This window comes from Candidatus Thermoplasmatota archaeon, assembly GCA_035540375.1.
GTDB lineage: Archaea > Thermoplasmatota > SW-10-69-26 > JACQPN01 > JAJPHT01 > DATLGO01.
This window is the reverse complement of sequence record DATLGO010000098.1, coordinates 45,541-68,578: the sequence shown is the minus strand read 5'-3', so window position 1 is coordinate 68,578 and position 23,038 is coordinate 45,541. Positions and strand designations below refer to the sequence as shown.

25 protein-coding genes are annotated in these 23,038 nt (G+C 69.3%); 10 read left to right on the top strand and 15 right to left on the bottom strand.

Annotated features, from left to right (window positions below):
- The first annotated feature begins 139 nt into the window (after window positions 1-139).
- On the top strand, window positions 140-1,387 hold the full coding sequence (locus VM889_11745) for a glucosyl-3-phosphoglycerate synthase (protein HVL49222.1): 1,248 nt from the start codon (window positions 140-142) through the stop codon (window positions 1,385-1,387).
- Here VM889_11745 and VM889_11740 read toward each other — a convergent pair whose 3' ends face one another.
- The 9 genes from VM889_11740 to VM889_11700 all read right to left on the bottom strand — a co-directional run bounded on the left by VM889_11740 (window position 1,388) and on the right by VM889_11700 (window position 10,389).
- A complete protein-coding gene (locus tag VM889_11740; protein ID HVL49221.1) occupies window positions 1,388-2,533 on the bottom strand; it encodes an aldo/keto reductase in 1,146 nt (381 codons plus the stop codon).
- Between the two features lie 62 nt (window positions 2,534-2,595).
- Entirely contained in the window at window positions 2,596-3,723 is a 1,128-nt protein-coding gene (locus tag VM889_11735) for a MarR family transcriptional regulator (protein ID HVL49220.1), read from the bottom strand.
- Between the two features lie 118 nt (window positions 3,724-3,841).
- Window positions 3,842-5,308 carry an ABC transporter permease subunit gene (locus VM889_11730; protein ID HVL49219.1) on the bottom strand — a complete coding sequence of 489 codons (1,467 nt, stop codon included), beginning with the start codon at window positions 5,306-5,308 and terminating at the stop codon, window positions 3,842-3,844.
- Window positions 5,301-6,026 carry an ABC transporter ATP-binding protein gene (locus tag VM889_11725; protein ID HVL49218.1) on the bottom strand — a complete coding sequence of 242 codons (726 nt, stop codon included), beginning with the start codon at window positions 6,024-6,026 and terminating at the stop codon, window positions 5,301-5,303. Before VM889_11725 ends, VM889_11730 begins: the two co-directional genes overlap by 8 nt.
- Before the next feature lie 5 nt (window positions 6,027-6,031).
- Window positions 6,032-7,444 (bottom strand): NEW3 domain-containing protein, encoded by a 1,413-nt coding sequence (locus VM889_11720; GenBank protein ID HVL49217.1) that lies wholly within the window; start codon window positions 7,442-7,444, stop codon window positions 6,032-6,034.
- On the bottom strand, window positions 7,441-8,232 hold the full coding sequence (locus VM889_11715; protein ID HVL49216.1) for a hypothetical protein: 792 nt from the start codon (window positions 8,230-8,232) through the stop codon (window positions 7,441-7,443). The genes VM889_11720 and VM889_11715 overlap by 4 nt, the downstream gene beginning before the upstream one ends.
- A 55-nt stretch (window positions 8,233-8,287) precedes the next feature.
- Window positions 8,288-9,064 (bottom strand): ABC transporter permease, encoded by a 777-nt coding sequence (locus tag VM889_11710; GenBank protein ID HVL49215.1) that lies wholly within the window; start codon window positions 9,062-9,064, stop codon window positions 8,288-8,290.
- 40 nt (window positions 9,065-9,104) lie between these two features.
- A complete protein-coding gene (locus VM889_11705; GenBank protein ID HVL49214.1) occupies window positions 9,105-9,434 on the bottom strand; it encodes a hypothetical protein in 330 nt (109 codons plus the stop codon).
- A gap of 31 nt (window positions 9,435-9,465) precedes the next feature.
- A complete protein-coding gene (locus tag VM889_11700; GenBank protein HVL49213.1) occupies window positions 9,466-10,389 on the bottom strand; it encodes an ABC transporter ATP-binding protein in 924 nt (307 codons plus the stop codon).
- A 96-nt stretch (window positions 10,390-10,485) separates the two neighbouring features.
- Here VM889_11700 and VM889_11695 point away from each other — a divergent pair, with 96 nt between their 5' ends.
- The 9 genes from VM889_11695 to VM889_11655 all read left to right on the top strand — a co-directional run bounded on the left by VM889_11695 (window position 10,486) and on the right by VM889_11655 (window position 18,359).
- Window positions 10,486-11,667: a hypothetical protein gene (locus tag VM889_11695; protein ID HVL49212.1), complete on the top strand. Its 1,182-nt coding sequence runs from the start codon at window positions 10,486-10,488 to the stop codon at window positions 11,665-11,667.
- A gap of 62 nt (window positions 11,668-11,729) precedes the next feature.
- On the top strand, window positions 11,730-12,599 hold the full coding sequence (locus VM889_11690; GenBank protein ID HVL49211.1) for a zinc metalloprotease HtpX: 870 nt from the start codon (window positions 11,730-11,732) through the stop codon (window positions 12,597-12,599).
- 141 nt (window positions 12,600-12,740) lie between these two features.
- Window positions 12,741-13,196 carry a reverse transcriptase-like protein gene (locus VM889_11685; GenBank protein ID HVL49210.1) on the top strand — a complete coding sequence of 152 codons (456 nt, stop codon included), beginning with the start codon at window positions 12,741-12,743 and terminating at the stop codon, window positions 13,194-13,196.
- Window positions 13,197-13,278: 82 nt separating this feature from the next.
- Entirely contained in the window at window positions 13,279-14,064 is a 786-nt protein-coding gene (locus tag VM889_11680; protein HVL49209.1) for an endonuclease/exonuclease/phosphatase family protein, read from the top strand.
- Window positions 14,065-14,250: 186 nt separating this feature from the next.
- Window positions 14,251-15,108, top strand: coding sequence for a complex I NDUFA9 subunit family protein (locus VM889_11675; protein ID HVL49208.1), 858 nt, complete (start codon window positions 14,251-14,253; stop codon window positions 15,106-15,108).
- A gap of 37 nt (window positions 15,109-15,145) precedes the next feature.
- A complete protein-coding gene (locus tag VM889_11670) occupies window positions 15,146-15,838 on the top strand; it encodes a lysophospholipid acyltransferase family protein (protein HVL49207.1) in 693 nt (230 codons plus the stop codon).
- 92 nt (window positions 15,839-15,930) lie between these two features.
- The gene (locus VM889_11665; GenBank protein HVL49206.1) at window positions 15,931-16,734 is read left to right on the top strand and encodes a nucleotidyltransferase family protein; all 804 of its coding nucleotides are present in this window, start codon (window positions 15,931-15,933) and stop codon (window positions 16,732-16,734) included.
- Between the two features lie 3 nt (window positions 16,735-16,737).
- Complete coding sequence (locus VM889_11660) at window positions 16,738-17,445, top strand: metallophosphoesterase (GenBank protein HVL49205.1); 708 nt, start codon at window positions 16,738-16,740, stop codon at window positions 17,443-17,445.
- A 62-nt stretch (window positions 17,446-17,507) separates the two neighbouring features.
- Window positions 17,508-18,359, top strand: coding sequence for a hypothetical protein (locus tag VM889_11655; GenBank protein ID HVL49204.1), 852 nt, complete (start codon window positions 17,508-17,510; stop codon window positions 18,357-18,359).
- On the opposite strand, the gene VM889_11650 is transcribed toward VM889_11655, so the two are convergent.
- The 6 genes from VM889_11650 to VM889_11625 form a co-directional block, all read right to left on the bottom strand.
- Window positions 18,352-19,128: a class I SAM-dependent methyltransferase gene (locus VM889_11650; GenBank protein HVL49203.1), complete on the bottom strand. Its 777-nt coding sequence runs from the start codon at window positions 19,126-19,128 to the stop codon at window positions 18,352-18,354. The two genes, VM889_11655 and VM889_11650, sit on opposite strands and share 8 nt — an antisense overlap.
- A gap of 23 nt (window positions 19,129-19,151) precedes the next feature.
- Complete coding sequence (locus VM889_11645; GenBank protein HVL49202.1) at window positions 19,152-19,343, bottom strand: hypothetical protein; 192 nt, start codon at window positions 19,341-19,343, stop codon at window positions 19,152-19,154.
- A gap of 106 nt (window positions 19,344-19,449) precedes the next feature.
- A complete protein-coding gene (locus VM889_11640; protein HVL49201.1) occupies window positions 19,450-19,596 on the bottom strand; it encodes a hypothetical protein in 147 nt (48 codons plus the stop codon).
- Between the two features lie 79 nt (window positions 19,597-19,675).
- Window positions 19,676-20,647, bottom strand: coding sequence for a hypothetical protein (locus VM889_11635; GenBank protein HVL49200.1), 972 nt, complete (start codon window positions 20,645-20,647; stop codon window positions 19,676-19,678).
- 103 nt (window positions 20,648-20,750) lie between these two features.
- Window positions 20,751-21,458, bottom strand: coding sequence for a hypothetical protein (locus tag VM889_11630; GenBank protein HVL49199.1), 708 nt, complete (start codon window positions 21,456-21,458; stop codon window positions 20,751-20,753).
- A gap of 82 nt (window positions 21,459-21,540) precedes the next feature.
- Complete coding sequence (locus VM889_11625; protein HVL49198.1) at window positions 21,541-22,782, bottom strand: hypothetical protein; 1,242 nt, start codon at window positions 22,780-22,782, stop codon at window positions 21,541-21,543.
- Window positions 22,783-23,038: the final 256 nt, after the last annotated feature.

Sequence of the window (23,038 nt, the reverse complement as noted above, 5' to 3'; positions counted from 1 at the left end):
CATGAGCCCTTCGGCGATCCCCGATTCCGCGGACGCGCGGCGACCCCCCGCGTCGATGGTGTGGCCGAAAGCGACTTGAAGTCCGAGCGCGACTGGGGTCCGGCAGCGCAGGCTCAGCGCGCGGCCCGGAGCGATTCTCATGGACTTCTACCAGAACGGCCCCGCGACGCTGCACGACCTTCAACCGGAGCGTCGCGGCCACGCCCGGGCGCTCGTGCGCAAACATGTGGCCGCTCGCCCCGCGGCCCTCCTCCTGCCGATGCTCTACAGCGAGATGGAGCGGCCGGCGCTCCTCGGGATCCGTCAGGGTCTCCGCAAGGCGGACTTCCTGAACGAGATCGTGATCGCGCTCACGTGCGAGAACTCGAACGAGGTCGAGAACGTCCGCGACTTCTTCCAGGACCTGCCGGCGCCCGTCACCGTGCTCTGGTGCGAAGGCCCGACCGTCCGCGAGGGCATGGAGCGCCTCGCCGAGCGCGGCTTCGACCTGCGCGGCTACAGCGGCAAGGGTCTCGCCGTCTGGCTCGGGCTCGGCGCCGCGAGCGAGGACAACTACGCGATCGCGCTTCACGACGCCGACATCGAGCACTACGATCCCAAGATCGTGCACCGCATCCTCCTTCCGATCGTCGTGCCCGAGATGGACTTCTACTTCGCGAAGGGCTACTACGCCCGGCTCACGGGCGAGCGGATGTTCGGTCGCGTCGTGCGACTCTTCCTCTGGCCGTTCCTCGACGCGCTCCAAACGGTCATCCCGAAACCTTCTCCGCTCCTCCGCTACATGCGGTCGTTCCGCTATCCGCTCTCGGGCGAGATGGCGATGACGAGCGACCTCGCCCGCAACATCCGCATTCCCACCGATTGGGGCCTCGAGCTCGGCGTCATGGGCGAGGTGTACCGCAACGCGACGATGAAGCGCATCTGCCAGGTGGATCTCGGCCTCTACAGCCACAAGCACCAGTCTGTCGGCGGCGGCGCGAGCGAGGGTCTGCAGCGCATGAGCATGGACATCGCCTCGACGGTGTTCCGCCTCCTCGCGAGCCTCGAAGGCGTCACCATCACGCCGGAGACGCTCGTGACCCTGCGCGTGGCCTACCGCCGCGAGGCGCAGGACGCGATCCGCCAGTATCACATGGACAGCCTCGCGAACGGCCTCGTGTACGACCGGCACGACGAGGAGGTCGTGGTGGAGACGCTCGAGCCGCTCATCACCGAGGCCGGCCGCGGCTTCATGACCGCGCCCTCGAAGGACCAGATCGGCGAATGGCTGCGCGCCATCGCGGCCGACCCGGAGTCGCCGCAGCGCATGCGCGGCCTCAAGGCGGTCCCGGTCGGCGAGCGCGCGAAGCTCCTCGCCGCGGCGCGGCAGGACACCGCGAACCTCTGATCACCGCGCCTCGGCCCGGGGCACCAGGAGCCGGCGCACCACGTCCGCGTCCGCGGGGGGGACCTTCGCGAGCGCGAAATTGTCCTCGACGTGAGCGGCGGCCTTCGCGCCCACGAGGGCGCACGCGAGCCCCGGCGCGCTGCGCGTGAACTGGAGGGCGCGCTGCGCGGGCGTCCGGGCCTCGGGGAAGGCGAGCTCGACGTCCTTCGGGATAAGATGGAGGAAGCGACCCTGGCCGAGGCTCGCGCTCGCGAATGCCGTAAGCCCCAACCGCGCGCACGCGTCAAGGAGGGTCGCGGGCTTCCCGTCGACCGTCTGCGTCTCGGCCTCGAGGGACTCGCGCATGGCGAGGTTGAGCGGCGCCTGGACGGCCGCGAAATGGTGGCGGCCGCCGCCGCCCGCGTCCCGGCGGGCCTCGGTCGCGAGGTCGACGAGCGTCTCGACCTCCAGGTGACCCGGCTCGGCGCGGCGGGAGCGGAACCCGGCCCACGTGGCGACCCCGTACCGCGCCACGCGGCCGTCGTCGACGGCCTTCTCGAGCGTGGTGAACGCGGCGCGCAGCCGGTCGTGGACGACGTCGATGGGCGTGTCCTCGAGCTGCGTCTCGGGATTGTGGAGATAGTAGAGGTCGAGGGTCGCGAGGCCGAGGTTCGCGCGGCTGCGCTCGAGCATCGCCTCGACGAAGCGAGGCGACATCGCGTGGCAGCCCGCCGCGACGTCTCCGCTCCTCAGGACGCCGGTCCGGATGAGATTCTCCTCGTACCAGCGCCGAGCCGGGAGGGCGGACTCGCCGTCGTGCACGAGGAAGCCGCCCTTCGTGGCGACGAACACGCGGGACCGCGCGGAGGGATCGCGTTTCGCAAGCTTCGCGAGCGCGCGGCCGACGCTGCGCTCGGCGCGCATGAGCCGATAGTTGATCGCCGTGTCGAACACGTTCACGCCGCGCTCGTAGGCGGCGGCGACGGCCGCCTCGACGCGGGCGTCGTCCTCGTCCGTGTCGCGCCCGAGGTAGGTCCCGAGCCCGATGGAGGAGAGCGTGACGCCGAGCGCGCGGCGGAAGTGCGCGGGCGCCGCGCCGCTCGATGTCGCATAGGCCTCGGTGGCGGCGTCGTCGGCCCGGCCCTCGATCATCCCGCTCCGCGTCATCCTCGGACGAATCGTCTCGGCGGGAATAGCGTTTGCGCCGGGCCCGCCCCGGCGAGCGCCGGCTACGGGCAACCGCCTTGAGGCGTCGGACGCGTGGCTTCGGCCCACGCGGGCGAGCCTTTCGCCGCGCCGGCCTCCGTCACGCTCCAGGTCCACTCGACGCCGCGGCGTTCGACGACAACGTAACCGCGCCGCTCAAGCGCCTTGAGGTGGTAGCTCGCGCCCTGCTGCGTGATGCCAAGCCGGTCGGCAAGCGCGCGTTGCGTCAGGCCCCCGTCGGCGAGCGCGGCCACGACGCGCGCCTGGCTGGGCGTGAGGGGAAACGGCTCGGGCGTGGGCATTCGCGCCCCCGCGGGGTAGTATCGGCGATGACGTCCTTCCCTGCGGCCGGAGACGAACTCGTGGCGTTCGAGCAGCGCGAGATGATGCAGGAGCGCGCCCGTGCCGAGACCGGAGAGGCGCTTCAGGTCGGCCCAGCGGATGCCGGGCTGCTCGGCGACGAGGCGATGGACGCGCTCGCGCGTCTTTTGGTCGAGCACGTCCGCGCGCTTGAGCCGCGAGTAGAGGGCGAGCAAGGGCGTAAGAATCGCGGGGTCGCGGCGCGCGGCAATTCCGATGACGGCGCCGCCTGCGACGGCGAGGCCTGCGCCTGCGACGAGCGCGGCAAGGAGCGGATCGTGGGCGTCCGCGCCGCCCGCGGCGGGGGCGACGACCTCGCCGTGGCTCACCACCTGCATGAAGCTCGACGCGCCCCCGGGTTGACCGCTCATGAGGCCGGCGAAAATCGCTTCTCCCACGGGGAGGTCCTTCGAGACCGAGACGTGGATCTGGACGAGGACCCGCTCCCGCGGGGCGAGTGTGAGGGCGGTGGGCCAAGCCGTTGCGCGCACGCGGTCCGGATCCGGCACGAGGGTTTCGCCCTTGCCCGTGACCCGGTAGACGACCGGCTCGAGGACCACGGCCTGCTCGGTGTCGAGCGGATTCTCGACGATGGCGGTCAAGAGTCGCTCCCCGCCGGGCGCGATCGTGAACCGCTCGTCGAGCGGAGTGATGGCGGGCACGCGGAGAAAGAAAAACGTGACATTCGCGGTTGACGGGACGAGTTCCGGCGCCTCCTCGGCGGCGGAGGCGGAGGCCGTCGCGAAGAGCGTGGCGAAGGCAACGAGCAGGAAGCGCGAGCGCAAGGCCATGCGAAGGTCGACCCGGTGCATCCCCGACCGCGGCGGCGGGAGATAGCCACCCTGGAACGCTCCCTTGTGCAATATAAAAAGATTCCCGCGGGGGGTGTCCCCGCGGGGAGAGCCGCGGTCACCGCACGTCGTAGCGGAGGAACGCCGCGTACGCGCCCAGGAAAGCGAGGACGTTGTAGGCGACGAGCACCGCAAGGTTGCGTGCGCCCGACGGGCTCGATAGTTGCTCCTCGACGCTCTGGGCTTCGTAGCGGAAGAGCGGCGGATCGAACCGGGGGCCGTTGGTGGAGAAGGCGGGCCCGCCGATCGTGATGGTGTACGCCACAGCGCCGCCCGGGCCAACGCCCTTTGGCGGCGGGTTGTCGGCGAGCCATTCCGCGCGCGCCTTTTCGACCTCCTTGCGGTATTCCTCGACGGCGGCGCTCATGTCCTTGTACGTCCAATAGTCTGACCGGGCAAGCGCCGTGCTCAGACCTCGAAATGCCTCGGCCGGACTCACGGAAGCGATCGTCTCCGCGCGCGCGAGCTGATTATCGAGCTTCCGGCGCGCGTTCGCGACGATGGCCGAGCGCTCGGCGTCCGCGCTTTTCCAGACTTCGGATTGCGCGGCTTCGAGGGCCTTGAGGCGCGCCTCGTCCTCGGCCGAGAGCGTGCCGTTCTGCGCCTGGCGCAGCTCGTAGAGCGCCAAGAGCTCGTCGCCGATTGACGACGACTTCGCATTCGCCCGCTCATTGACCTCCGCAAAGGCCTGCTGCATGTCGCCCTCGGTGGCCGTGGCAACGGTTTCCTTCGCAACGACGGCCGCGACGTTGCCCGCGCCGAAAACGAGCACGAGCCACACGAGCGTGAGCGCGAGAAGGCTCGTTGAGGACTTGCGCGAGAGGCTCGACACGAGGAGCCCGAGGAGATAGAACGCGCTCGCGAGAGGCACGAAGAGGAGCAGAATGAGGCCGAGCCGACCCCATTCGTCGCCGTTGAGTCTGACACCCGTCAGCGAAAGCGCGGCGAGCGCGACGACAACGCTCAGCGCGAACGGGAGCAGGATGCTCGCCATCCCGCCGAGGTACTTCCCGAAGAGGACGGCGTCCTTCGGCACCGGATTCGCAAGCATGAGCTTGAGCGTGCCGCGCTCGCGCTCGCCGCTCACCGCGTCGTACGAGAACACGACGGCCATGAACGTCATGACGACGGCCGCGACGAATCCGAGGTCCAGGGGGTCGAATCGCTTGTTCGTGGGCGAGGAGCTTCCGCCGCTCGTCTCGGCCGACGACATCCGGAACGGCATCGCGTCCGTCGACTTGCGGAACTCGTCGCCGGGGCCCCCCGTGAAGATGCTGAGGAGGTTCGGCTTCGCGATGACACGGCTGATCTGCAGCGACACCTTCACGAAGTCGTTTTCGGACATCTGCTCCATGCTCGCCTGGTTCGTCGCGAACGAACCCTGGTCGTCGCGGTGGTTGGCCGCGAGGACCAGCACGCTCGTCGTCAGGATGAGGAGCGACAACCCGAGCGCGATCAGGAACCGCATGCTCAAGACGTTCTCAAGAAACTCCTTCTTCGCGATCTCGATCGTCGGGTTAGGCAACGCGTCCCACCTCCCGCACGAGAGGGGCGCCCATGGCTTCGTGGTAGAGCGCTTCGAGATCGCGGATCGCGGACGTCGCGACCGGCGCAAGGAGTTCGCCGTCGCGCATCACCGCGATCCGGTCGGCGAGCTCCTTCAGCCGGTAGATGTCGTGCGTCACGAGGAGGATGGCCTTGCCGGCGCTTCGAAGCTCGCCCATGAGCATCGAAAGCTCTCGCGCGCCGACCGGATCGAGGCCCGTCGTCGGCTCGTCCATCACGATCGCGGCGGGATCCTTCGCAACCGCAATCGCGATTCCGAGGCGCTGGCGCATGCCCTTCGAGAACGTCTCGACGCGGCGCTTCGCTGCGCCGCCGAGGCCGACCTTCGCGAGCAGCTCCCGCTCGCGCGCGGCTGGGACGTCGGCGCCGGAGATGCGCGCAAAGAAGCGGAAATTCTGTTCGGCGGTGAGCGTGCCGTAGAGCAGGACGTTCTCGCTCACGTACCCGACGTGCCGCTTGGCCGCGAGGGGATCCTTCGTGACGTCGATCCCGTTCACGAGGGCGCGGCCCGAGGTGGGCTCGACGTGGCCGAGAATCATGTGGACGGTCGTGGTCTTGCCCGCGCCGTTCGACCCAAGAAGCCCGAAGATCTCCCCGGGTGCGACGTCGAAGTGCGCTTCCTTGACGGCGACGTCGCCGTCATCGAATCGCTTGTGGAGGTGTTCTGCGACGATCATGACGATCACCTTCGCTTGGCCTTGACGATGACGAAGACGGCGACGACTGCGGCGACCGCTGCCGCCGCGATCCAGCCGAGGTCGGAGGACGGAGGCGCCGCGACGTCGAGGCTCAACGTGCGCGTGCGCGCGTTCACGTCCCCCGCGCTCGCGCCGACGTCGAGGACGTACTTGCCTGTCCCGACGTCCTCCGGCGCAGAGACGCGCATCGTGACCTCCCTCCGCTCGCCGGGATCGAGCTTCGCGAGGCGGGGCGGATCGAAGGCCGTCCGCCAACCCGTGGGCTTCGAGGCGCCGAGGACGACATCGCGCAGCGCGGCCGTGCCCGAGTTTCGAACCGTCACGTTCACCTCGCGCGTCTCGCCCGGCGCCAGATTCGCGAACCAGTTCTCGCCCTCGAGTTCGAGTCGGCCGGCCCCAAGTACGGTCACTTGCAGGGGAAGAACGGTCTCGACGCCCTCCGAAGTCGCGACGAGTTCGAAGGCGAGTGTGCGCCCCACGTCCTTCGTCGCTCCCGCGGGAAGCGAGAGAGAGACCACAACGTCCCGCGACCCCCCCGCGGCGAGCCGCACGCTCGGCGCCGGGGCATTCCCGACGAAGAACCGAGCAACGTATCCTTCCGGGAGCCCGCGCGTCGCAAGTTCCACGAGCCGCTCGCGGCCAGGGTTCTCGACCTTGACCGAGTAGTCGGCTGAGCGCCCCGGCTCCTGCTCGCGGATCGGGAAGTCCGTCTTGAGGCCGAGCCGCCCGGGCGCTCCTCCCGACGCGCCTTCCGTTTCGCGAAGGCGCACCTTGGTCGTCGTCGTGCGGTTGTCGTATTCGAGGGCGACGGCAACGTCGGCGGCATCCTTCACGAGACCGAATTCCGCAACGGCGGAATCGCCGGGCGCGAGCCGTTCGATCGTGCGGAAGTAGGGCGTTCCGATCTTGATTCCGGCGAGATCCTCGAGGCTTAAGACGACGGAGGCCACCGTGCGGTTGCCGGCGTTGCGGAGCGTGACCCGCGCGCGTTCGCCGTCCGTCGTCGCGTCTTCAACGATCACCTTGTAGAGACCGGCGTCGGCCGGGGGTCTCGGGATTTCTATGGCGAACGTCTCGCGCTCCTCGCCGTTGCCCCGCTCGAACGAGATGGTGAGCGTCACGACGCGCGCATCGCGAAAGAGCCGAAACGGAAGCGTCACGTGGCCTTGGCTCCACGCCTCGCCGCTGAATTCCGAAGCGACGAGGACGCCGTCGTCCGTAAGCGACGCGAAATGGATCCGCGCGAACGACGCGACGTTTCGAAGCGAGACGGAGACGTCGTTTCCATCGCGCGCGACGTCGGAAACCACGAAGGTACGCGAGCGCTGTCCTTCCGCGAGGCCCACGGCCGAGGCAAGGAGGAGCGTCGCGAGGACCACGGCGGACACGCGATTCATCGGCGCCCCCCGGCGCGTCGCAGCGCAATCGCGACGAGACTCGCTCCGGCGAGAGCGGCGGCCCCGGCGAACGGCGTCTCGACGGGCTCGACGTCGAGAAGCGATGACGACCGCGAGTCGTTGGCGCCGCCCCTCGGAGCGGATGGCTTCGGGATCCTGACGCTCACGCTTCCCGAAGCCGACCGGCGCGGATCCTCCATCTCGTTGGCCATGAGCATGACCTGGTGGTCGCCCGTCGCGTTTGCGTTCGCCTTCAGGCGCACGCTGACCTCGACGGTCTCTCCCGCGGGGACCGTCACGTTGCGCGGCGATACGCTCACGTCGAGGGCGGGCGCGAAGGCGCCACGCGAGTATGCGACCGACTGGCCGCTCCCGCTCGCTGTCCCGTTCCCGCCGCCTGCGGGTGTCGTGAAGACTGTGGCGTTGTCGCCGCGCCGATCATCAAGGGTCGCATTGCCGCTGCCGGCCGGTTGCGCGTTAGATTGCGAACTCCCGCTTCCGCCGCCGTCCGGGCGCGTGACCGTGTACGTCGCGCCGCCGCTCGTCGACATCGACATCGTCGACAGCGTGACGTTGAGCGTCCGGTTTCCGGTGTTCTTGAGAGCGAACGTCGTCTCCACGGTCGTGTTCGGCCGCACGACGAGGATGGGCGTCTTCGGGTCGATGTCGAGGCCTTGGATCGCGTTCGTCGTCCCCCCGTTGAAGGAGTAGGTCACCTGACCCGCGACGACCGGTGTGGCGAGGAGGGCGATCACGAGCAAGGGCGCGACGAACGGGCGTGCCTGCATGCGCCTTGGATGAACGCGCGGGACATGAAGAACCTGGAACGAGGCCTTGTAGGCGTCAGATCAGGAGCTTCCGCCGCAGAAGCCTCACGGGCAGGAATCCCAACGCGACGACGACACCGGCGAGCACGGCCGTGTGGACAAAGAGCCCCGCGTGCACGGTGCCGAGCACGAGGGCCCGCACGACCTCGACGAGATGGTAGAGCGGCGAGAACTGGGCGACGACCTGCGCGAAGGCCGGCAGCTCGTCGAGCGGGAAGAAGACGCCGGAGAAGAGGAACATCGGCGTCACGACGAGGGTGAAGTAGAAGGTGAGCTGCTCCATGTGCTTCACGAGGACGGTGTACGTGAGCCCGAGGACCGCGAACGTCGCGCCGCCGAGCGCCGCGATCGCGGGCACGAGGAGCGCCCAGGGCGAGCGCACGAGGCCGAGCGCGAGGAGGACGACAAGCATGACGGCCGCGTAGATGACGGCGCGCGTCGTCGCCCAGGCGATCTCGCCCACGACGACGTCCTCGAGGGCGGCGGGCGTGGTCATCATCGCCTCGTACGTCCGCTCGATGTGGATGCGCACGTACGCGTTCCACGCGACCTCGTACGCGGCGGCCATCATGACGCTCGACGCGACGAGGCCCGGCGCGATCCATTGCAGATAGGAGACGCCTTCGAAGCCCTCGGTCAGATACGCGCCGAGGCCGTAGCCCATCGCGACGAGGTAGATGAACGGGTCGAAGAGATTCGAGAGGATGGTGGAGGCCCAGAGCTTCCGGTAGAGCGTCGCCTCGCGCTGCCACACGCGGAAGGCGAGCCTCGGCGAGAACGGGAGCGCGACCATGGCCGCGCGAGCGGCCGCGCCGGGGAAGTAATCTTCGGCTTCAGCGGCGGCGGGCCTTCTTCGCCTTCTTCTTCGCGGCCTTGCGCGGCGCCGCGCGCTTCGCCTTCGAGGCCTTCGCGCGCTTGGGGGCCTTCTTCGCGGGCTTCTTCGCCTTCGTGACGCGGCGCTTCGCGGCGCGGGCCTTGTTCCCGACGGCCTTCGCGGTGGCCGCGACCTTGTCGAGGAGCGATTCGGCGGCGCCGACGGCCGTCTGCTTCGCCTCGGCCGCCTTGGCCTTCGCGTCCGCGGCGGCCTGCTTGGCCATCCGCGCCGCCTCGTCCGCCGCCGCCTTCGCGCGCTCCATCGCCTGGTCCATCGGGGTCTCCGCCATGCGTCCGTCATCCCCGAGGGACGATTTAGCCTTACTCAAGGAGCGTCCTGCCGGTGAGCTTCAGGAAGACGTCCTCCAGGCTCGCGCGGCGCAGCACGGCGGAGGCGGGTTCAAGACCCTCGGATTCGGCCTCGCGCAAAAGCGCCTCGGCGTCGTCCGTGTGGAAGAGGACGAAGTCGCGCGACCGGTCGGAGCCTCGCGCCCGGTCCGCGAGCGCCTTGAGCGCGCGCTCCTGCTCGGCCCGGGGGAGCTCGAGCTCGAGCACCTCCCGACCGATGTGGCGGAGCACAAGCTCGCGGGGCGTCCCGCGCTCGATGATGCGGCCGCCGTCCATGAGGACGAGCTCGTCCGAGAGCCGCTCGGCCTCCTCCATGTAGTGCGTCGTGAGGATGACCGTCTTTCCGGCCCGGCGCATGTCGCGGATGCGCTCCCAGAGGAGCGCGCGCGACTGCGGATCGAGGCCCGTCGTGGGCTCGTCGAGCACGAGGAGCGCGGGGTCGTTCACGAGGGCGCGCGCGATGAGGAGCCGCCGCTTCATGCCCCCGGAGAGCGTCGCGACGCGCGCGTCCGCCTTCTCCTCGAGCTGGACGGACGCGAGAAGCTCCTTCGCGCGGGACCTCGCCGGCGCGCCCGTGATGTCGAAGAAGCGCGCGAACGTCACGACGTTGTCGAGCGCCGTCATGTCCATGTCGAGGTTCGCTTCCTGGGGCACGACCCCGATGAGACGCTTGAGGGCCCGCGATTCGGTCGCAACGTCGTGCCCGAGGACCGTGAGCGTCCCCGCGGAGACGGGCGACAGGCCGTAGATCATCCGCATGGTGGAGGTTTTCCCCGCGCCGTTCGGGCCGAGGAACGCGAACGTGCTTCCCGCGGGAATGTCGAAATCGACGTTCTTCACGGCCTCGTGGGCGCCGAAGCGCTTCGCGAGTCCTCGGGCGACGACGGCCGGCTCCACGACCGGTCGAGCGCGGTCGGCCCCATGAACGTGTCTCCAAGCCCGCCGAACGCCCAACGGGAAAGGATCATGCTCCGGGGGACGCGTCCGCGACCCATGGCCTCCCGCCTCCTCGCCGCCTTCGCGCTCCTCGTCCTCCCCGCGCTTGCGGGATGCGTCTCGACGCCGGGCGCGGGCGACGGCGGGGACCCCCGCCTCGAGGCGCCGCGCGCGCCGTACGTCCTCCCGGACGTCGTCACGAAGCTCGACCCCGTGCGGAGGGTCGACTTCGGCGGCGGCAACGACATCGCCTTCAAGGGAGGCTACGCCTACGTTTCGTCGCGGTCGGGGCTGCACGTCGTGGACATCAGGGACCCCGAAAACGCGACCGAGGTGGGCTCCGTCCCGTGTCGCGGCATCGACGTCGGCGTCGTCGAGACGACGAAGGGCCGCATCGCGACGATCTCGTACCAGGGCGACGACGGGTGTCCCGGCGCGGCGCCCTCGGGCGGCATCCGCCTCGTCGACGTGACCGATCCCGCGAACCCCGTCGCGCTTTCGCAGGTTCCGCTGAAGTACGGCAGCCACACGCACACGCCCTGGGGCGACACGGGACTCGTCTACAATTCGGCCTACGACCTCGTGAACGTGATGGCTCACCACAAGAGCGAGATCGTCGACGTTTCGGACCCGACCGCGCCGAAGGTCGTCGGCGCGTTCGAGTTCCCGGCGACGAGCAAGGCTCCCGGGTGCCACGACATCCTCGCGGAGCCCGAGCGTTCGCGCGCGATCTGCGGAGGCATCCACGAGACGATGATCTGGGACATGAAGGACCCGATGAAGCCGCGCGTGATCGCGACGCTCACGAACCCGGCGATCAATATCCACCACAGCGCGGCGACGGCCCTGAACGGGACCCTTCTCATCATCGGGGACGAGTCCGGCGGGGCCCTTGCGCCCGCCTGCCCGGCCCACGGGAGGACGCCGACCGGGGCCCTCTGGTTCTACACGCTCGCGCCGAACGGCGACGTGCAGCTCAAGGGATACTTCTCGCCGCCCCGCGGCAACGGCAACGTCTGCACGGCGCACAACTTCAACGTCGTCGCGGACCGGCCCCTCGTCGTCGCGGGCTTCTACTCGGGCGGCACGATGCTCGTCGACTTCAAGGACCCCGCGAACCCGAAGCTCGTCTCCCAGGTCGCCCCGCCGGACGGGAGCGCCTGGGCGGCTTACTGGCACGAGGGCGCGGTCTACACGGGCGACGGCGGCCGGGGACTGGACGTGTACCGTCTCCGCTGAGCCGGTTTACGAACCGGACGGGAGGGTAAGGCTCAAGAACTCGGCGGATTCCTTCCGGCCCGATGGCTTCCACCTGGCGCACCCTCGGGCTCTTCGCCGCCCTCACGGCGCTTTTCATGGCCGTGGGCTTCGTCGTGGGCGCGTACTTCGCGAACGCCCCGCTCCTCGGGAGCGTGGTCTTCCTCGTCATCGCCGCGGCGATCAACTTCGTCTCCTACTTCTGGTCGGACCGCATCGTCCTCTGGTCCACGGGCGCGAAGCTCGTGACCCCCGAGCAGGCGCCGCGCCTCCACGGCATCGTCCGGAGCCTTTCCCAGAAGTCGGGGCTTCCGATGCCGCGCGTCGCGATCATCCCCACGGACCAGCCGAACGCGTTCGCGACGGGCCGCAACCCGCAGAACGCGGTCGTCGCGGCGACCGCGGGCCTCCTCAAGATGATGGACGACGACGCGGTCGAGGCCGTGATGGCCCACGAGATGGCCCACGTCCGCAACCGCGACGTCCTCGTCATGAGCGCCGCGGCGACGGTCGCCGGCGCGATCACCTTCGCGGCCCGCGCCTTCTTCTGGAGCGCGCTCTTCGGCGGCTCGCGCGACGGCGAGGGCGGCGGCAACATCTTCGGCATGATCCTCCTTGCGATCCTCGCCCCGCTGGCCGCCATCATGGTGCAGCTTGCGATCAGCAGGAGCCGCGAGTTCATGGCGGACCGCGGCGCCGCGGAGATCACGGGCCGCCCGCTCGAGCTTGCCCGCGCCCTCCGCATGCTCGAGACCGGAGCCTCGCGCATCCCGATGCAGACGGGCTCGCCCTCGCAGTCCCACCTCTACATCGTGAATCCGTTCCGCGCGGGGTTCGTCTCGGGCCTCTTCCGCACGCACCCGCACACCGAGGAGCGCATCGCGCGCCTCGAGAAGCTCGCGGGCATGCGCTGACGAACGGACGGGCCCGAGCGGGTGCCCCCGAGAGGGAATCGGAACTCTTATCTCGATCCGACGCCCAAATCTCCCGTGGAAAGGAGGAGTTCCCGCCAAGCGATCGAGCCTCGTCGTCCGCGCGCTCAGGGGTGAGCGCGGATGACCTTCCCGTTCTGCCCGCTGCCCGACGAGAAGGAAGACTTCCCGCTGCCCGCGCCCGGGCACTCCGTCGTCGTGTACGCGGACGGCTCCGCCGACCGCGGCATCGAGGCGCGCTACGCGTTCGTCGTGATGAGCCACGAGGGCGGCGTCCTCCACGAGGAGCGGGGCCGCGCCGCGCGCGAGCGGGGCGCGACGAACAACGTGGCCGAGTACGTCGCCGTGCTCAAGGCGCTCAAGTTCCTGAAGTCGCACGGCCTCTCCGGGATCCTCTACACAGATTCCCTGAACGTGAAGCGGTGCGTGACCGGGGAGTGGATCTGCAGGCCCGGCATCCTGCTGCCCCTCTGCCGCAAGGCCCAGACGCTCCTCGGCGAGACCGGAAGCACCCTCGAGTGGATCCCCCGGTCCCTGAATCGTCATGCGGACGCCCTCACGAAGTCCAAGATGCGCTGAAGCCGGCCCCGGGGGGCACTGCGCCCCTGCGTCCCTCCCAATATTCATAAGGGGAGAAGGAGCACCTTCTATCACCGTCGCCATGTCATCGATCGCCCTCCGGGCCATGACGTTCAACCTCCGTCGCCGCCGCTGGAGCGACGGGGAACACCAATGGGGTCGGCGCCGCGAAGCCGCGGCGGGCGTCATCCGGCGTTGGCGCCCCGACGTCATCGGGACCCAGGAGGGCCTGGGCGACCAGATGGCCGATCTCCTCGCGGCGAGCGAGGGGTACGCGATGGTCGGCGAGGGCCGCCTCGGCGGCGCCGAGGACGAGTTCAACGCCATCCTCTACCGCGAGGAGCGCTTCGACGTGCTCGACCGCGGCAACTTCTGGCTCTCCGAGACCCCCGACGTCCCCGGATCGATGTCGTGGGGCAACTACTGCCCGCGCATGGTGACGTGGGCGCGCTTCGCGGACCGCGAATCCGGAGAACGCTTCTCGGTCTACAACACGCACCTCGACCACGCGAGCCCCGGCGCGCGACGCAAGTCCGCGGCGCTGCTCCACGCCCGCATGCCGCGCGCCGACGAGCCCGTCGTGCTCACGGGCGACTTCAATTCGCTTCCGAAGAGCCGCGTGTACCGCATCCTCGAGCGCGCGGGCTTCGTCGACGCCCTCCGTCTCGCGGAGGAGCGCAAGCCCGAGCGCTGGGGCGCGACCTTCCACCACTGGACAGGCCGCGGCCTCTACCGCATCGACTACATCTTCCTGAAGCAGGTCATCCGCGTCCCGCGCCTCGTGACGGTCAAGGAGCGGGAAGCGGGCATGCTTCCGAGCGACCACTTCCCCGTCTTCGCGGACGTGGAGCTCGCGCCGGCGTCGTGACAGCGACACTCCGTGGCATGCGGTGGACACCTTTGCCGGACGTGCTCCGCGAACGGGGGGGCGAGATCCGTCCCTCCCTTGGTGCCGACGTGATGCCATTCCTCCCCGATGCGTGAGGGGATCCGCCCCGTCGGCTGCGGCAAGCATGGCGGAGGGCTTTTCCGTTCTTGCGGCTTCGCGTCCAGCGTGCGCGTCTTCGTCACCGGAGGGACGGGCTTCGTTGGACCCTCGATCCTCGACGCGATCCTGGCGCGCGGCCACAGGGTCACCGCGCTCGTGCATCGGCAACCGCCGCCGGCCCGGCCCGGCCTCTCGACCGCGAAAGGCGACGTCGCGCGCGGCGAGCTTCCGGACCTCGCCGGGCACGACGCCGTCGTGCATCTCGTAGGCATCATCGACGAGAAACCGTCGAAGGGGTTGACGTTCGAGCGCCTCCACGTCGAGGCGACGCGCCACGTCGTCGAAGCCGCGAAACGGGTGGGCATCCGCCGCTTCCTGCACATGAGCGCGAACGGCGCCGACCTCGCGCTGACCCCCTACCAGCGCACGAAACTCGCGGCTGAGCAGGTCGTGAAGGACGCAGGCCTCGACGCGACGATCTTCCGCCCCTCGTTCATCGCCGGTCCCGGCGAGGGCTTCCACGCGAAGCTCGCGCCGGTCATCCGGTACGCGCCCGTGGTGCCGGTCCTCGGCGGCGGGAGCGCGGTCATGCAACCCGTCGCCGCGGGCGACGTCGGCCTCGCATTCGCGAAGGCCCTCGACGAGCCGGTCGCCGTGGGGAAGACCTACTGCGTCGCGGGCCCCGAGACGCTGACGTTCAGGCAGTATCTCGAGCGGCTCGCGAAGCTCATGGGACGGAAGCGCGCCTACGCCCCCGTGCCCGAAGGTCTCGCCCTCGCCATGGCGAAGCTGCCAGGCTTCCCCGCGACGCCCGACCAGCTGCGGATGCTTTTCGCCGGCAATGCCTGCGCGGATGCGCGTTGGGCGGAGGATCTCGGGATCACGCCGACCCCGTGGGAAGCCGCGATGACGGACCTCCGATAGCCGGCCTTTATGTCGCGGTCCCGCCTTCGCGGCGCGGATGCTCCGCTACGACGGGCCGGATTGGCGTGACGTCTCCCTCTTCTACCGGGCGACGTACCGTCTCGGTCGCCGGCCCCTCATCGCCCTCGTGCCGCTCTTCGCGAAGGGCGCGGAGAACATGCCGAGGTCCGGCGGCGTCATCATCGCGCCGAACCACCAGACGTACGCGGACCCGGTCCTCGTCGCGGCCGTGATGCCTCGTCCGTCCTTCTTCCTCGCGAAGGCCGAGCTTTTCCGCAACCGCTTCACGAACTGGTTCTTCCGCTCGAACGGGGCCGTCCCCGTCTTCCGGGGGGCGCGCGAGGGCAACCCGGACGCCGTCCGGTTCGCGCGCGAGAAGCTCGAATCGGGCCACGCCGTCATGGTCTACCCCGAAGCGACACGCGCGGGCCCCGACGCCCTGCTCGAGTTCCGAACCGGCGTCGCCCGCCTCGCGCTCGAGACCGGATGCCCGATCCTCCCGGTCGGCCTCGACCTCTACCGCTTCTGGCCCCACGACCGGACGTTCCCGCGGTTCGGGCGCGGCGCCTGGATCGCGGTCGGCGAGCCATGGACGCCCGCGCGCGACCTCGATGTCGTGCGCGAGGCCGACCCTGCGCGCGCCGCGACCCGCGCCCTCGCGGAGCGCGTGGGCGGCCTCGTCGCGGAATGCCGCGCGGCACGCGCGCGCCGCGACCGATGGAAGCCCTGAGGGCCCGCCTGCCCGCCCGCCTCCCCGGGGCGCGGAGGGCCGATCGCGTCGGCAAGATTGAAACGGGACGGCCGACGAATAAGTGACCTCTCATGGGCGCGCGCAGGCCGGAAACCGGAACGAAGCTCCTCCCGACGCGGCTCGAGCCGCCGCGCTTCAATTCGCGCGAGCGCGAGGCCTATGCGAGGGCGCTCGACGTGCTTTCCGCGGCGAAGGTGGATTACCTGCTCGGGGGCGCGGTCGCGCTGAATGCGCACACGGGCATCTGGCGCGAGACGAAGGATCTCGACGTGTTCGTCCGCCCGGACGACGTCGCGAAGACGCTCGAGGCCTTCGAGCGCCGCGGTTTCGAGGTGGAGACGGTCGATCCCGTCTGGCTCTCCAAAGCCTGGCTCGGGAAGTTCTTCATCGACGTCATCCACCGGAACGCGAACGGAACGGGGCCCGTCGACGACGGCTGGTTCGAACGCGCGCCGCGCATGGAGGTGCTCGGCCGCGTCGTGCCCGTCGTCCCCGTCGAGGAGCTCTTCCTCTCGAAGATGTTCGTGGGAACGCGCGACCGGTGGGACGGCGCCGACGTGCTGCACATCATGTTCGCCGCGAACGGGGTCATGGACTGGGCGCGCGTGCTCGAAAAGGTGGGGGAGCACTGGGAGCTTCTCCTGTCGTACCTCCATCTTTTCGGCTACGCCTACCCGGGTCACGTCGACCGCGTCCCGGCCTGGGTGTTCGACACGCTCGTCGAGCGCTTCCGCGAGCACGCCGGGGAGCGGCAGACGGGGCTCGCGTTCAGGGGCACCATGCTCGACCCCGTGAGCTTCCTCGTCGACGTGCGCGAATGGGGGCTCCCCGACGCGCGCGCCGAGGCCCGCCGCGCGGCGCACGAGGAGGGTTGAAGCGTGCGCATCGCCGCGGTCGCCGACCTGCACGCGCGCGCCGACGACGCCGAGCGGCTCGCGAAGACCTTCGAGGGGGTCGACGACGAGGCCGACGTCCTCGTCCTCCCGGGCGACCTCACCGACCACGGGCGCCCCGAGGAGGCCGAGGCGCTGCTTGCGGCGCTCGACGGCGTCGAGATCCCTATCGTGGCGGTCTTCGGCAACCACGATCACGAGTTCGGCGCCCTCGACGACGTGGTGCGCATGCTCGAGGGTCGCGGCGTGAAGCTCGTCGACCGCGCTTCCGCCGTCGTGGACGGCGTTGGGTTCGCGGGCGCGAAAGGCTTCGCGGGCGGTTTCGCCGAGCGCGTCGTCCGCGCCTTCGGGGAGACGCCGCTCAAGGCCTTCGTCGCCGAGAGCGTCATCGAGGCCGACGCGCTCCGCAACGCGCTTCGGGCCCTCGGCACACGCAAGCGCGTCGCCGTCCTGCACTACGCCCCCGTCCAGGCCACCCTCGACGGCGAGCCCCTCGAGATCGTCCCTTTCCTGGGGACGAGCCGCCTCGGCGCCGCGATCGACGAGGCCGGTTGCGAGCTCGCGCTCCACGGCCACGCCCACGGCGGCGCCTTCTCGGGCGCGACGCCCGGGGGCGTGCCGGTCTACAATGTCTCGAAGCCGGTCCTGGAGCGCTCGGGGCTCGAACGCGGATACGCGGTCTTCACCGTGTAGGCGACCGGACTTTCACGCTCCGCTCCACAAAGGCTTAACCCGCGTCGCCGGACGGGCGGCGGATGCGCGCCCTCCCCGCGCTTCTCGTCGCCATCGCGCTCGTCCAGCTCGCGCCCGCGGCGGACGCGGTGCCGGGGGACGTCGTGATGCTCGAGATCAACGGACCCTCCACCCTGCCGCCCGGCCGCGCGGTCGCGTTCGACGTCAACGTCACCATGTGCGCGACGGCGCTCGCGCCCGGTGCGCGGCAGGTCACGCTCAGCCTCGCCGATCCGCCGGCATGGCTCAAGGGGGTCTTCGAGCCCGATCGCCACCCGTTCGCGCTCGTGCTGCCCAACCAGTGCGGTCGCGCGACGGGCGTCCTGCGCGTGAACGTCTCCCACGACGCGCCCGGCCTCGCGATCTCCAACCTGACGATCCGGGCGGCCGAGGCCGACGGGTCGTGGACGTACGGCCACCAGGAGCACATCTTCCGGGTCGGCTACCGCGGCGCGGTCGAGACGAAGCCGGCGCGCCTCGACGTCGAGGCGCCCCGCGGCGGCTACGCGGAAGCCGTCCTCGCCGTCAAGAACACGGGAAACGCGATCTCTCGCATCGGCGTCAACCAGGCCTCGTCGATTCGCGGCGTGAGCCTCGCGCCCGCACACGCAATCGTGCTCGAGCCCGGGGAGACCGGGAGGCTCTCCATCGGCGTGATCCCGGCGGGCGACGCGCCAAGCGAGATCGAGGCCGGATTCCTCGTGACGACGCAGTTCGCGCTCGACGCGACGCTCTGGGGGGAAGGCGCGTTCGTCTCGATGACCGTTCACGCGCACGGCGCCGCCGCGCCATCGCGCGTGCCCTCGCCCGGCCTCGCGCCGCTGGGGGGCGCCCTCGCCGTCGCGGCCTTGCTCGCCGTCCGGCGACTCAGGTAGCGCGGCGCTTGGCGAGGCCGATGTACGACCACGGCGGCGCCTTCGACTGCCGCACGACCGCGAGATCGAGGCGCTCGCGTTCGACGATCTCGAGAAGCGCGTCGTTGCACACGTCGTCCGACATGAGGACGCCCTCCGGCTTGAGCGCCGCGAGGCCGAGCGCGTACTCGCGCGCCATGTTGCGGTACGTGTGCGCCGAGTCGTGGATGAAGAGGTCGACGGGTCCGACGCCGCGAAGGATGCCCGGGAGGAGCGAGGCGCTCGGGCCGAGCCGCAGGTCCCAGCGGGCGCGAAGCGCCTCCGGGACAAGCTCGCCCACGGCCTCCGTCGCGCCCGCTTCGAGGCCGGGGAGATCGACGCTCACGAGGCGACCGCGGCCGTTGTCCTCGAGCGCGGAGAGGATGGCGTGCGAGGTGACGCCGCGCGCGACGCCCGTCTCGACGACGACCTCGGGCTTGAGCGCCCGCACGATCGCGTACGCGACGCGCGAAAGCTCCAGCGTGCCGTCCTGCCACCGCGGGATGGGACCGGAGCCCTGCGCGCGGTCAACGGGCACGAATGATGCGAGCGTCTTCGCGACGTCCTCCGCGCGCGCCCCCGCCATGCGCGCGACCGCGCTCTCGAGCGGCTCCGTGAAGCGCTCGTACTCCGCGAGGCGCCCCGCGCGGGGGTCGCGCCCTTCGAGCTTGCCGACGAGCCGATGCCACGTCCAGTGCGGGCGGGCGAGCACCTCGGCGAGCAGGGCGCGGTTCGAGCGCGGCGCGGCCATGCGGCGCGCATGCTCGGCCTGGGTCATGAAGGGGACGGGTTTCCGAGCGGTCTGGCCCGGGCCCGCGACGCGTCGGTTTCGAGGCGCGCGCAACAATAGTCCACCGTGTAATCCGGGCATTCTTCGCTCGCGCCCGCGGTGAGGCCCGGGAGCGTGGTCATGAGCGTCAGGACGACGGCGAGCGCGGCGAGAAGGAAGGGTCGGCGGGGATTCATGGTGTCGCGCCTCCGGCTTGGGCGTGGGTCTGGCATCACTTAAGGTCACCTTCGACGATTCTTGTGAAACGCGGGCGGGGGCGTCCTCGGCGCCCCCGTCCGATTCTCAGGGGTTGCACCGGTCGAATTGGCCGATCGCGAGCACCTTGATGCGCGAGGCTTCGTAGCCCGCGGTGCCCCAACCGCCGCAAACGTCCGTGTTCTCCTTCTTGCACCAGGCCTTCGCATCAGCCGACGTCGCGGGCAGGGCCACGCGTCCGCGCGCTCGCGACAACAGGCGTGAGGCGTCCGAAGGCGCGCGGTGGGGAGCGGCGGCGTTTTTCGGGCGCTTGTCAAAAGGACGTCCCCGGCTCCCGCTTGTTTCGCTCCCGCCAGAGCTCGTTCGGAAGAACGGTCTCATGGAATTTCGCGAGAACCACGAAAATGGTCGTCGATCTACCATCCCCCACGTAATCCAGGCGTAGGCGATGGAGTAGTGTGCTCGTGAAAATCCACTCCTCATCCTTGTAGCAGATACAGTTGTTGAGCGGATCGTTCTCAAGCTCGTGAACGACATCGTGAACGCCGACGAAATTGAGACGCCTGTGAAAACCGTCATCGCGCTCGACCGTGAAATGGCCGAAGCCCCAAGCGTCCGTTTGAGTGATGCTGATCGACGCCAGGACCTGCCCGCCGTCTGGGTCGATGGTGAGCCCGTCGAGGACGTGGACGCGCGCTGCAGCAGGAACTCCCGCCCGTGCACCGTGCTCGAAGTCCTTCAATTCGTAAGCTTCGGCGATTCCGCGAGCCACTTCGCGGATGGTTGTTCCCGGCAACCATGAGGAATTGAACCACCATGGGCCGGTCTGGTTCTTCCAATAGAACGTCATCCAGGCTTCCTGATGATGCCACTCATACTCCTCGCTTCGATAATGTTCGATACGCCGAGTCGGAAGGCCGGAAACCTCCGCCCGCGAATCCTTGAGCCCCAGGTACACGACTCCCCTCCCTACACCCCAGTTTGACCCCGAATTGCCCCAGTAGTAATATTGTGATCCGCTGCCATCGGGAAAGATTGTCGTCCGATAAAACGGATTATGATGACTGGAATCGCTCACGAGTTGCGTGCGGCTTGCGAAGGCCAGGCCCTCCGGGTTTTGGACGTGGAGGACGACAGCGCCTTCAGGTTCGAGCCCCGCGAGTTGGAAGTGCACGGTGTAATCCGGGTATTCTTCGCTCGTACCCGCGGTGAGGCCCGGGAGCGTGGTCATGAGCGTCAGGACGACGGCGAGCGGGGCGAGAAGGAAGGGTCGGCGGGGGTTCATGGGGTCGCGCCTCCGGCTTGGGCGTGGGTCTGGCATCACTTAAGGTCACCTTCGACGATTCTTGTGAAACGCGGGCGGGGGCGAGGGCGCCCCCGTCCGACGCTCAGCGGTTGCACCGGTCGAACTGGCTGATCGCGAGCACCTTGAGGCGCGACGCTTCGTAGCCCGCCGTGCCAGAGCCGCCGCAAACGTCCGTGTTCTCCTTCTTGCACCAGGCCTTGGCGTCGGCCGACGTCGCGGGGAGGGCGACGGGACCGTAACCGGTCGCATCCACCGTGTTGATGTAGATGTAGCCGCGCACGAGGGAGTCGTCGCGGACGTTGCGCGCGAGCATGCCGAACGTGTCGGCCATCGCGTAGAACTCGGTCGTGAACGACGGGCGCGTTGGCTTGAAGTCCACGTATGAAGAGAACGCAACCTCCTCGTACGTGTACGGCGCGTAATCGTCGATTGCAACGATGACCTTCAGCTCCGTCCCAGGCTCCCTCTCATACCTGCTCGGCCTACACACCGCCGAGGTCGCCGACGTCATGAGCGCCGGCGGATCCTCGAGCCACCACTCCTGGAAGACCCCCTCGGGGAGCGGCGCCGGCTCGAAGCAACAATCATTCGTCCCAGGCTGTGGATCGCACGCCTCCGCGACCTCGGCGAGCGCGGCCGCGACCGCGGGCGGCATGGCGCCGCCGACGGGCGAGTCCTCAAGCGTTGTTTTCAACTGTTCCACGGCTCCGTCGCAGCCGCCCGGCGCGCTCGCGCCGGCAGGCGCGAGGAGTCCGGAGGCCGCGAAGGCCGCGATCGCGAAGGTCGTCATGGCACGTTGCACGATTGGTTTCATGGTGTTCTCGTCTCCTTGGAATTGATTCGCTCGTTTTCTGGGTTGATGAACGTCAAGCTCAGGGGAGGGTCAGGTCGCCCGTGTCGTGGATCGGTGAGCCGTCCACCTCGACCCGTCCCCGAAACAGGGTCCAGACGGTCAGCTGGGGGATTGGGACGTCGCAGACGCCTTGGTTGCACACGCTGATCGGGGTCCCCGGGATCGAAAGCGGCCCGATCGGCGTGCGATCGTCCGGGTCCAGGTTGTAGTGGACCCACGCCGGGCCGACCTCCGCCCGCGCCGCGAGGCGCACGGGTACGACCCATTCCTCGATGCACACGCCCGCATGACACCCTTGGTCCTCGACGCGCTCGGGCGTCGTGACGTTCAGGGTCGTCCTGCCGAGGCTGCGTTCACCCTCCGGTCCGGAGGGGCTTACCGTGAAGGTCCACGCGTGCACGGCCTCGTTCGGGACGTTGGCGGGAGCGCAGCACGTTTCCGTCACCCGGACCGAGACGCGATGGGGCCCTGGCGCGAGGGGTTCGATCGGAATGTAGGAGACGCGGTAGACGTGATCCTCGATCGTCACCGTCGCAGGGACGACGACGTCGTCGATCCGCATCGTGGCCGCCGCGACGCCACACGGCGTTTCCCGATCGTGGAAGGCGGCGTGGATCGTCGGCTGCCTGCGGGACGTCGACTCGCGAGGGCCCCACGTGTCGAGGACGAGCGGCGCGCCACCGCATGTTTTCACCTCGAACGACCAGCTCGTGGACCCCGAGTTGCGATCCTCCACGGTGTTGGTCGTGCAGCAGATCTCCTCGACCCAGGCTTCGACAAAGTGCACGCCATCGGGGAGGGGATCCGGGGGCGTGTACGTGAGCACGTAGTCCTTGCCGACCGTGGTGGCTTTCGCCGGAACCTCGATGCCATCAAGGAGCAACCGGTGCGCGCCGATGCCGCACGCAGCGTCAGGGTCCCTGAATACGACGCGGATCGTTGGAACGCCGTGCGCGGCGCTCGTGGGCGTCATGGACGAGGGGGCGAGCATCCCGGTTCCGCAAAGGCGAACGAAGAAGTGATGCGTCAGCTCGCCCACGGCGCCGCCGTTCTCGGCAAGGCGAACGTGGATGGTGTGGTGGCCCGCGCTGAATTGACGACTGCCTGAGATCCCGTAGTTGTTCCCGTCCTGCCATTTCTGGGTCGGGAAAAATTGGCCGTTGTCGAGCATGTATCCGCCCTGGATGCCGCAGTGCTCCGGTTCGTCGAGGAACGCGGCGGAAAGGGCGATCGTGGTTTGTCCCGTATATGTGGGGGGCAAGGATCCGCCCACATGGGTCATCGTCGATCCGCAAGACTGCGCCGCGCGCTCGTGGGGGAAATGAACACTGCGGCGAGAAGCAGGAGAAGCGCCAAGCCCCCCAGCTGGAACGGAAGGACGCCGCGCTCAGAACGTTGATCCCCGGGACACGTGGGCCTGGAACGAGACATGTCGCCGGTAAGAGTTTGTCGCCTTAAGTCACAATTGGAGGGAAATTGTTACGGACCGCCGACGCTCTTGAGGGTCGTAGGACGGG

Excerpts from the sequence above, each read along its gene's own strand:
- VM889_11745 (HVL49222.1), top strand. The coding sequence starts at position 140 with ATGGACTTCTACCAGAACGGCCCCGCGACGCTGCACGACCTTCAACCG.
- VM889_11740 (HVL49221.1), bottom strand. The coding sequence starts at position 2,533 with ATGACGCGGAGCGGGATGATCGAGGGCCGGGCCGACGACGCCGCCACC.
- VM889_11735 (HVL49220.1), bottom strand. The coding sequence starts at position 3,723 with ATGGCCTTGCGCTCGCGCTTCCTGCTCGTTGCCTTCGCCACGCTCTTC.
- VM889_11725 (HVL49218.1), bottom strand. The coding sequence starts at position 6,026 with ATGATCGTCGCAGAACACCTCCACAAGCGATTCGATGACGGCGACGTC.
- VM889_11720 (HVL49217.1), bottom strand. The coding sequence starts at position 7,444 with ATGAATCGCGTGTCCGCCGTGGTCCTCGCGACGCTCCTCCTTGCCTCG.
- VM889_11715 (HVL49216.1), bottom strand. The coding sequence starts at position 8,232 with ATGCAGGCACGCCCGTTCGTCGCGCCCTTGCTCGTGATCGCCCTCCTC.
- VM889_11710 (HVL49215.1), bottom strand. The coding sequence starts at position 9,064 with ATGGTCGCGCTCCCGTTCTCGCCGAGGCTCGCCTTCCGCGTGTGGCAG.
- VM889_11705 (HVL49214.1), bottom strand. The coding sequence starts at position 9,434 with ATGGCGGAGACCCCGATGGACCAGGCGATGGAGCGCGCGAAGGCGGCG.
- VM889_11695 (HVL49212.1), top strand. The coding sequence starts at position 10,486 with ATGGCCTCCCGCCTCCTCGCCGCCTTCGCGCTCCTCGTCCTCCCCGCG.
- VM889_11690 (HVL49211.1), top strand. The coding sequence starts at position 11,730 with ATGGCTTCCACCTGGCGCACCCTCGGGCTCTTCGCCGCCCTCACGGCG.
- VM889_11685 (HVL49210.1), top strand. The coding sequence starts at position 12,741 with ATGACCTTCCCGTTCTGCCCGCTGCCCGACGAGAAGGAAGACTTCCCG.
- VM889_11680 (HVL49209.1), top strand. The coding sequence starts at position 13,279 with ATGTCATCGATCGCCCTCCGGGCCATGACGTTCAACCTCCGTCGCCGC.
- VM889_11670 (HVL49207.1), top strand. The coding sequence starts at position 15,146 with ATGCTCCGCTACGACGGGCCGGATTGGCGTGACGTCTCCCTCTTCTAC.
- VM889_11665 (HVL49206.1), top strand. The coding sequence starts at position 15,931 with ATGGGCGCGCGCAGGCCGGAAACCGGAACGAAGCTCCTCCCGACGCGG.
- VM889_11655 (HVL49204.1), top strand. The coding sequence starts at position 17,508 with ATGCGCGCCCTCCCCGCGCTTCTCGTCGCCATCGCGCTCGTCCAGCTC.
- VM889_11650 (HVL49203.1), bottom strand. The coding sequence starts at position 19,128 with ATGGCCGCGCCGCGCTCGAACCGCGCCCTGCTCGCCGAGGTGCTCGCC.
- VM889_11645 (HVL49202.1), bottom strand. The coding sequence starts at position 19,343 with ATGAATCCCCGCCGACCCTTCCTTCTCGCCGCGCTCGCCGTCGTCCTG.
- VM889_11635 (HVL49200.1), bottom strand. The coding sequence starts at position 20,647 with ATGAACCCCCGCCGACCCTTCCTTCTCGCCCCGCTCGCCGTCGTCCTG.
- VM889_11630 (HVL49199.1), bottom strand. The coding sequence starts at position 21,458 with ATGACGACCTTCGCGATCGCGGCCTTCGCGGCCTCCGGACTCCTCGCG.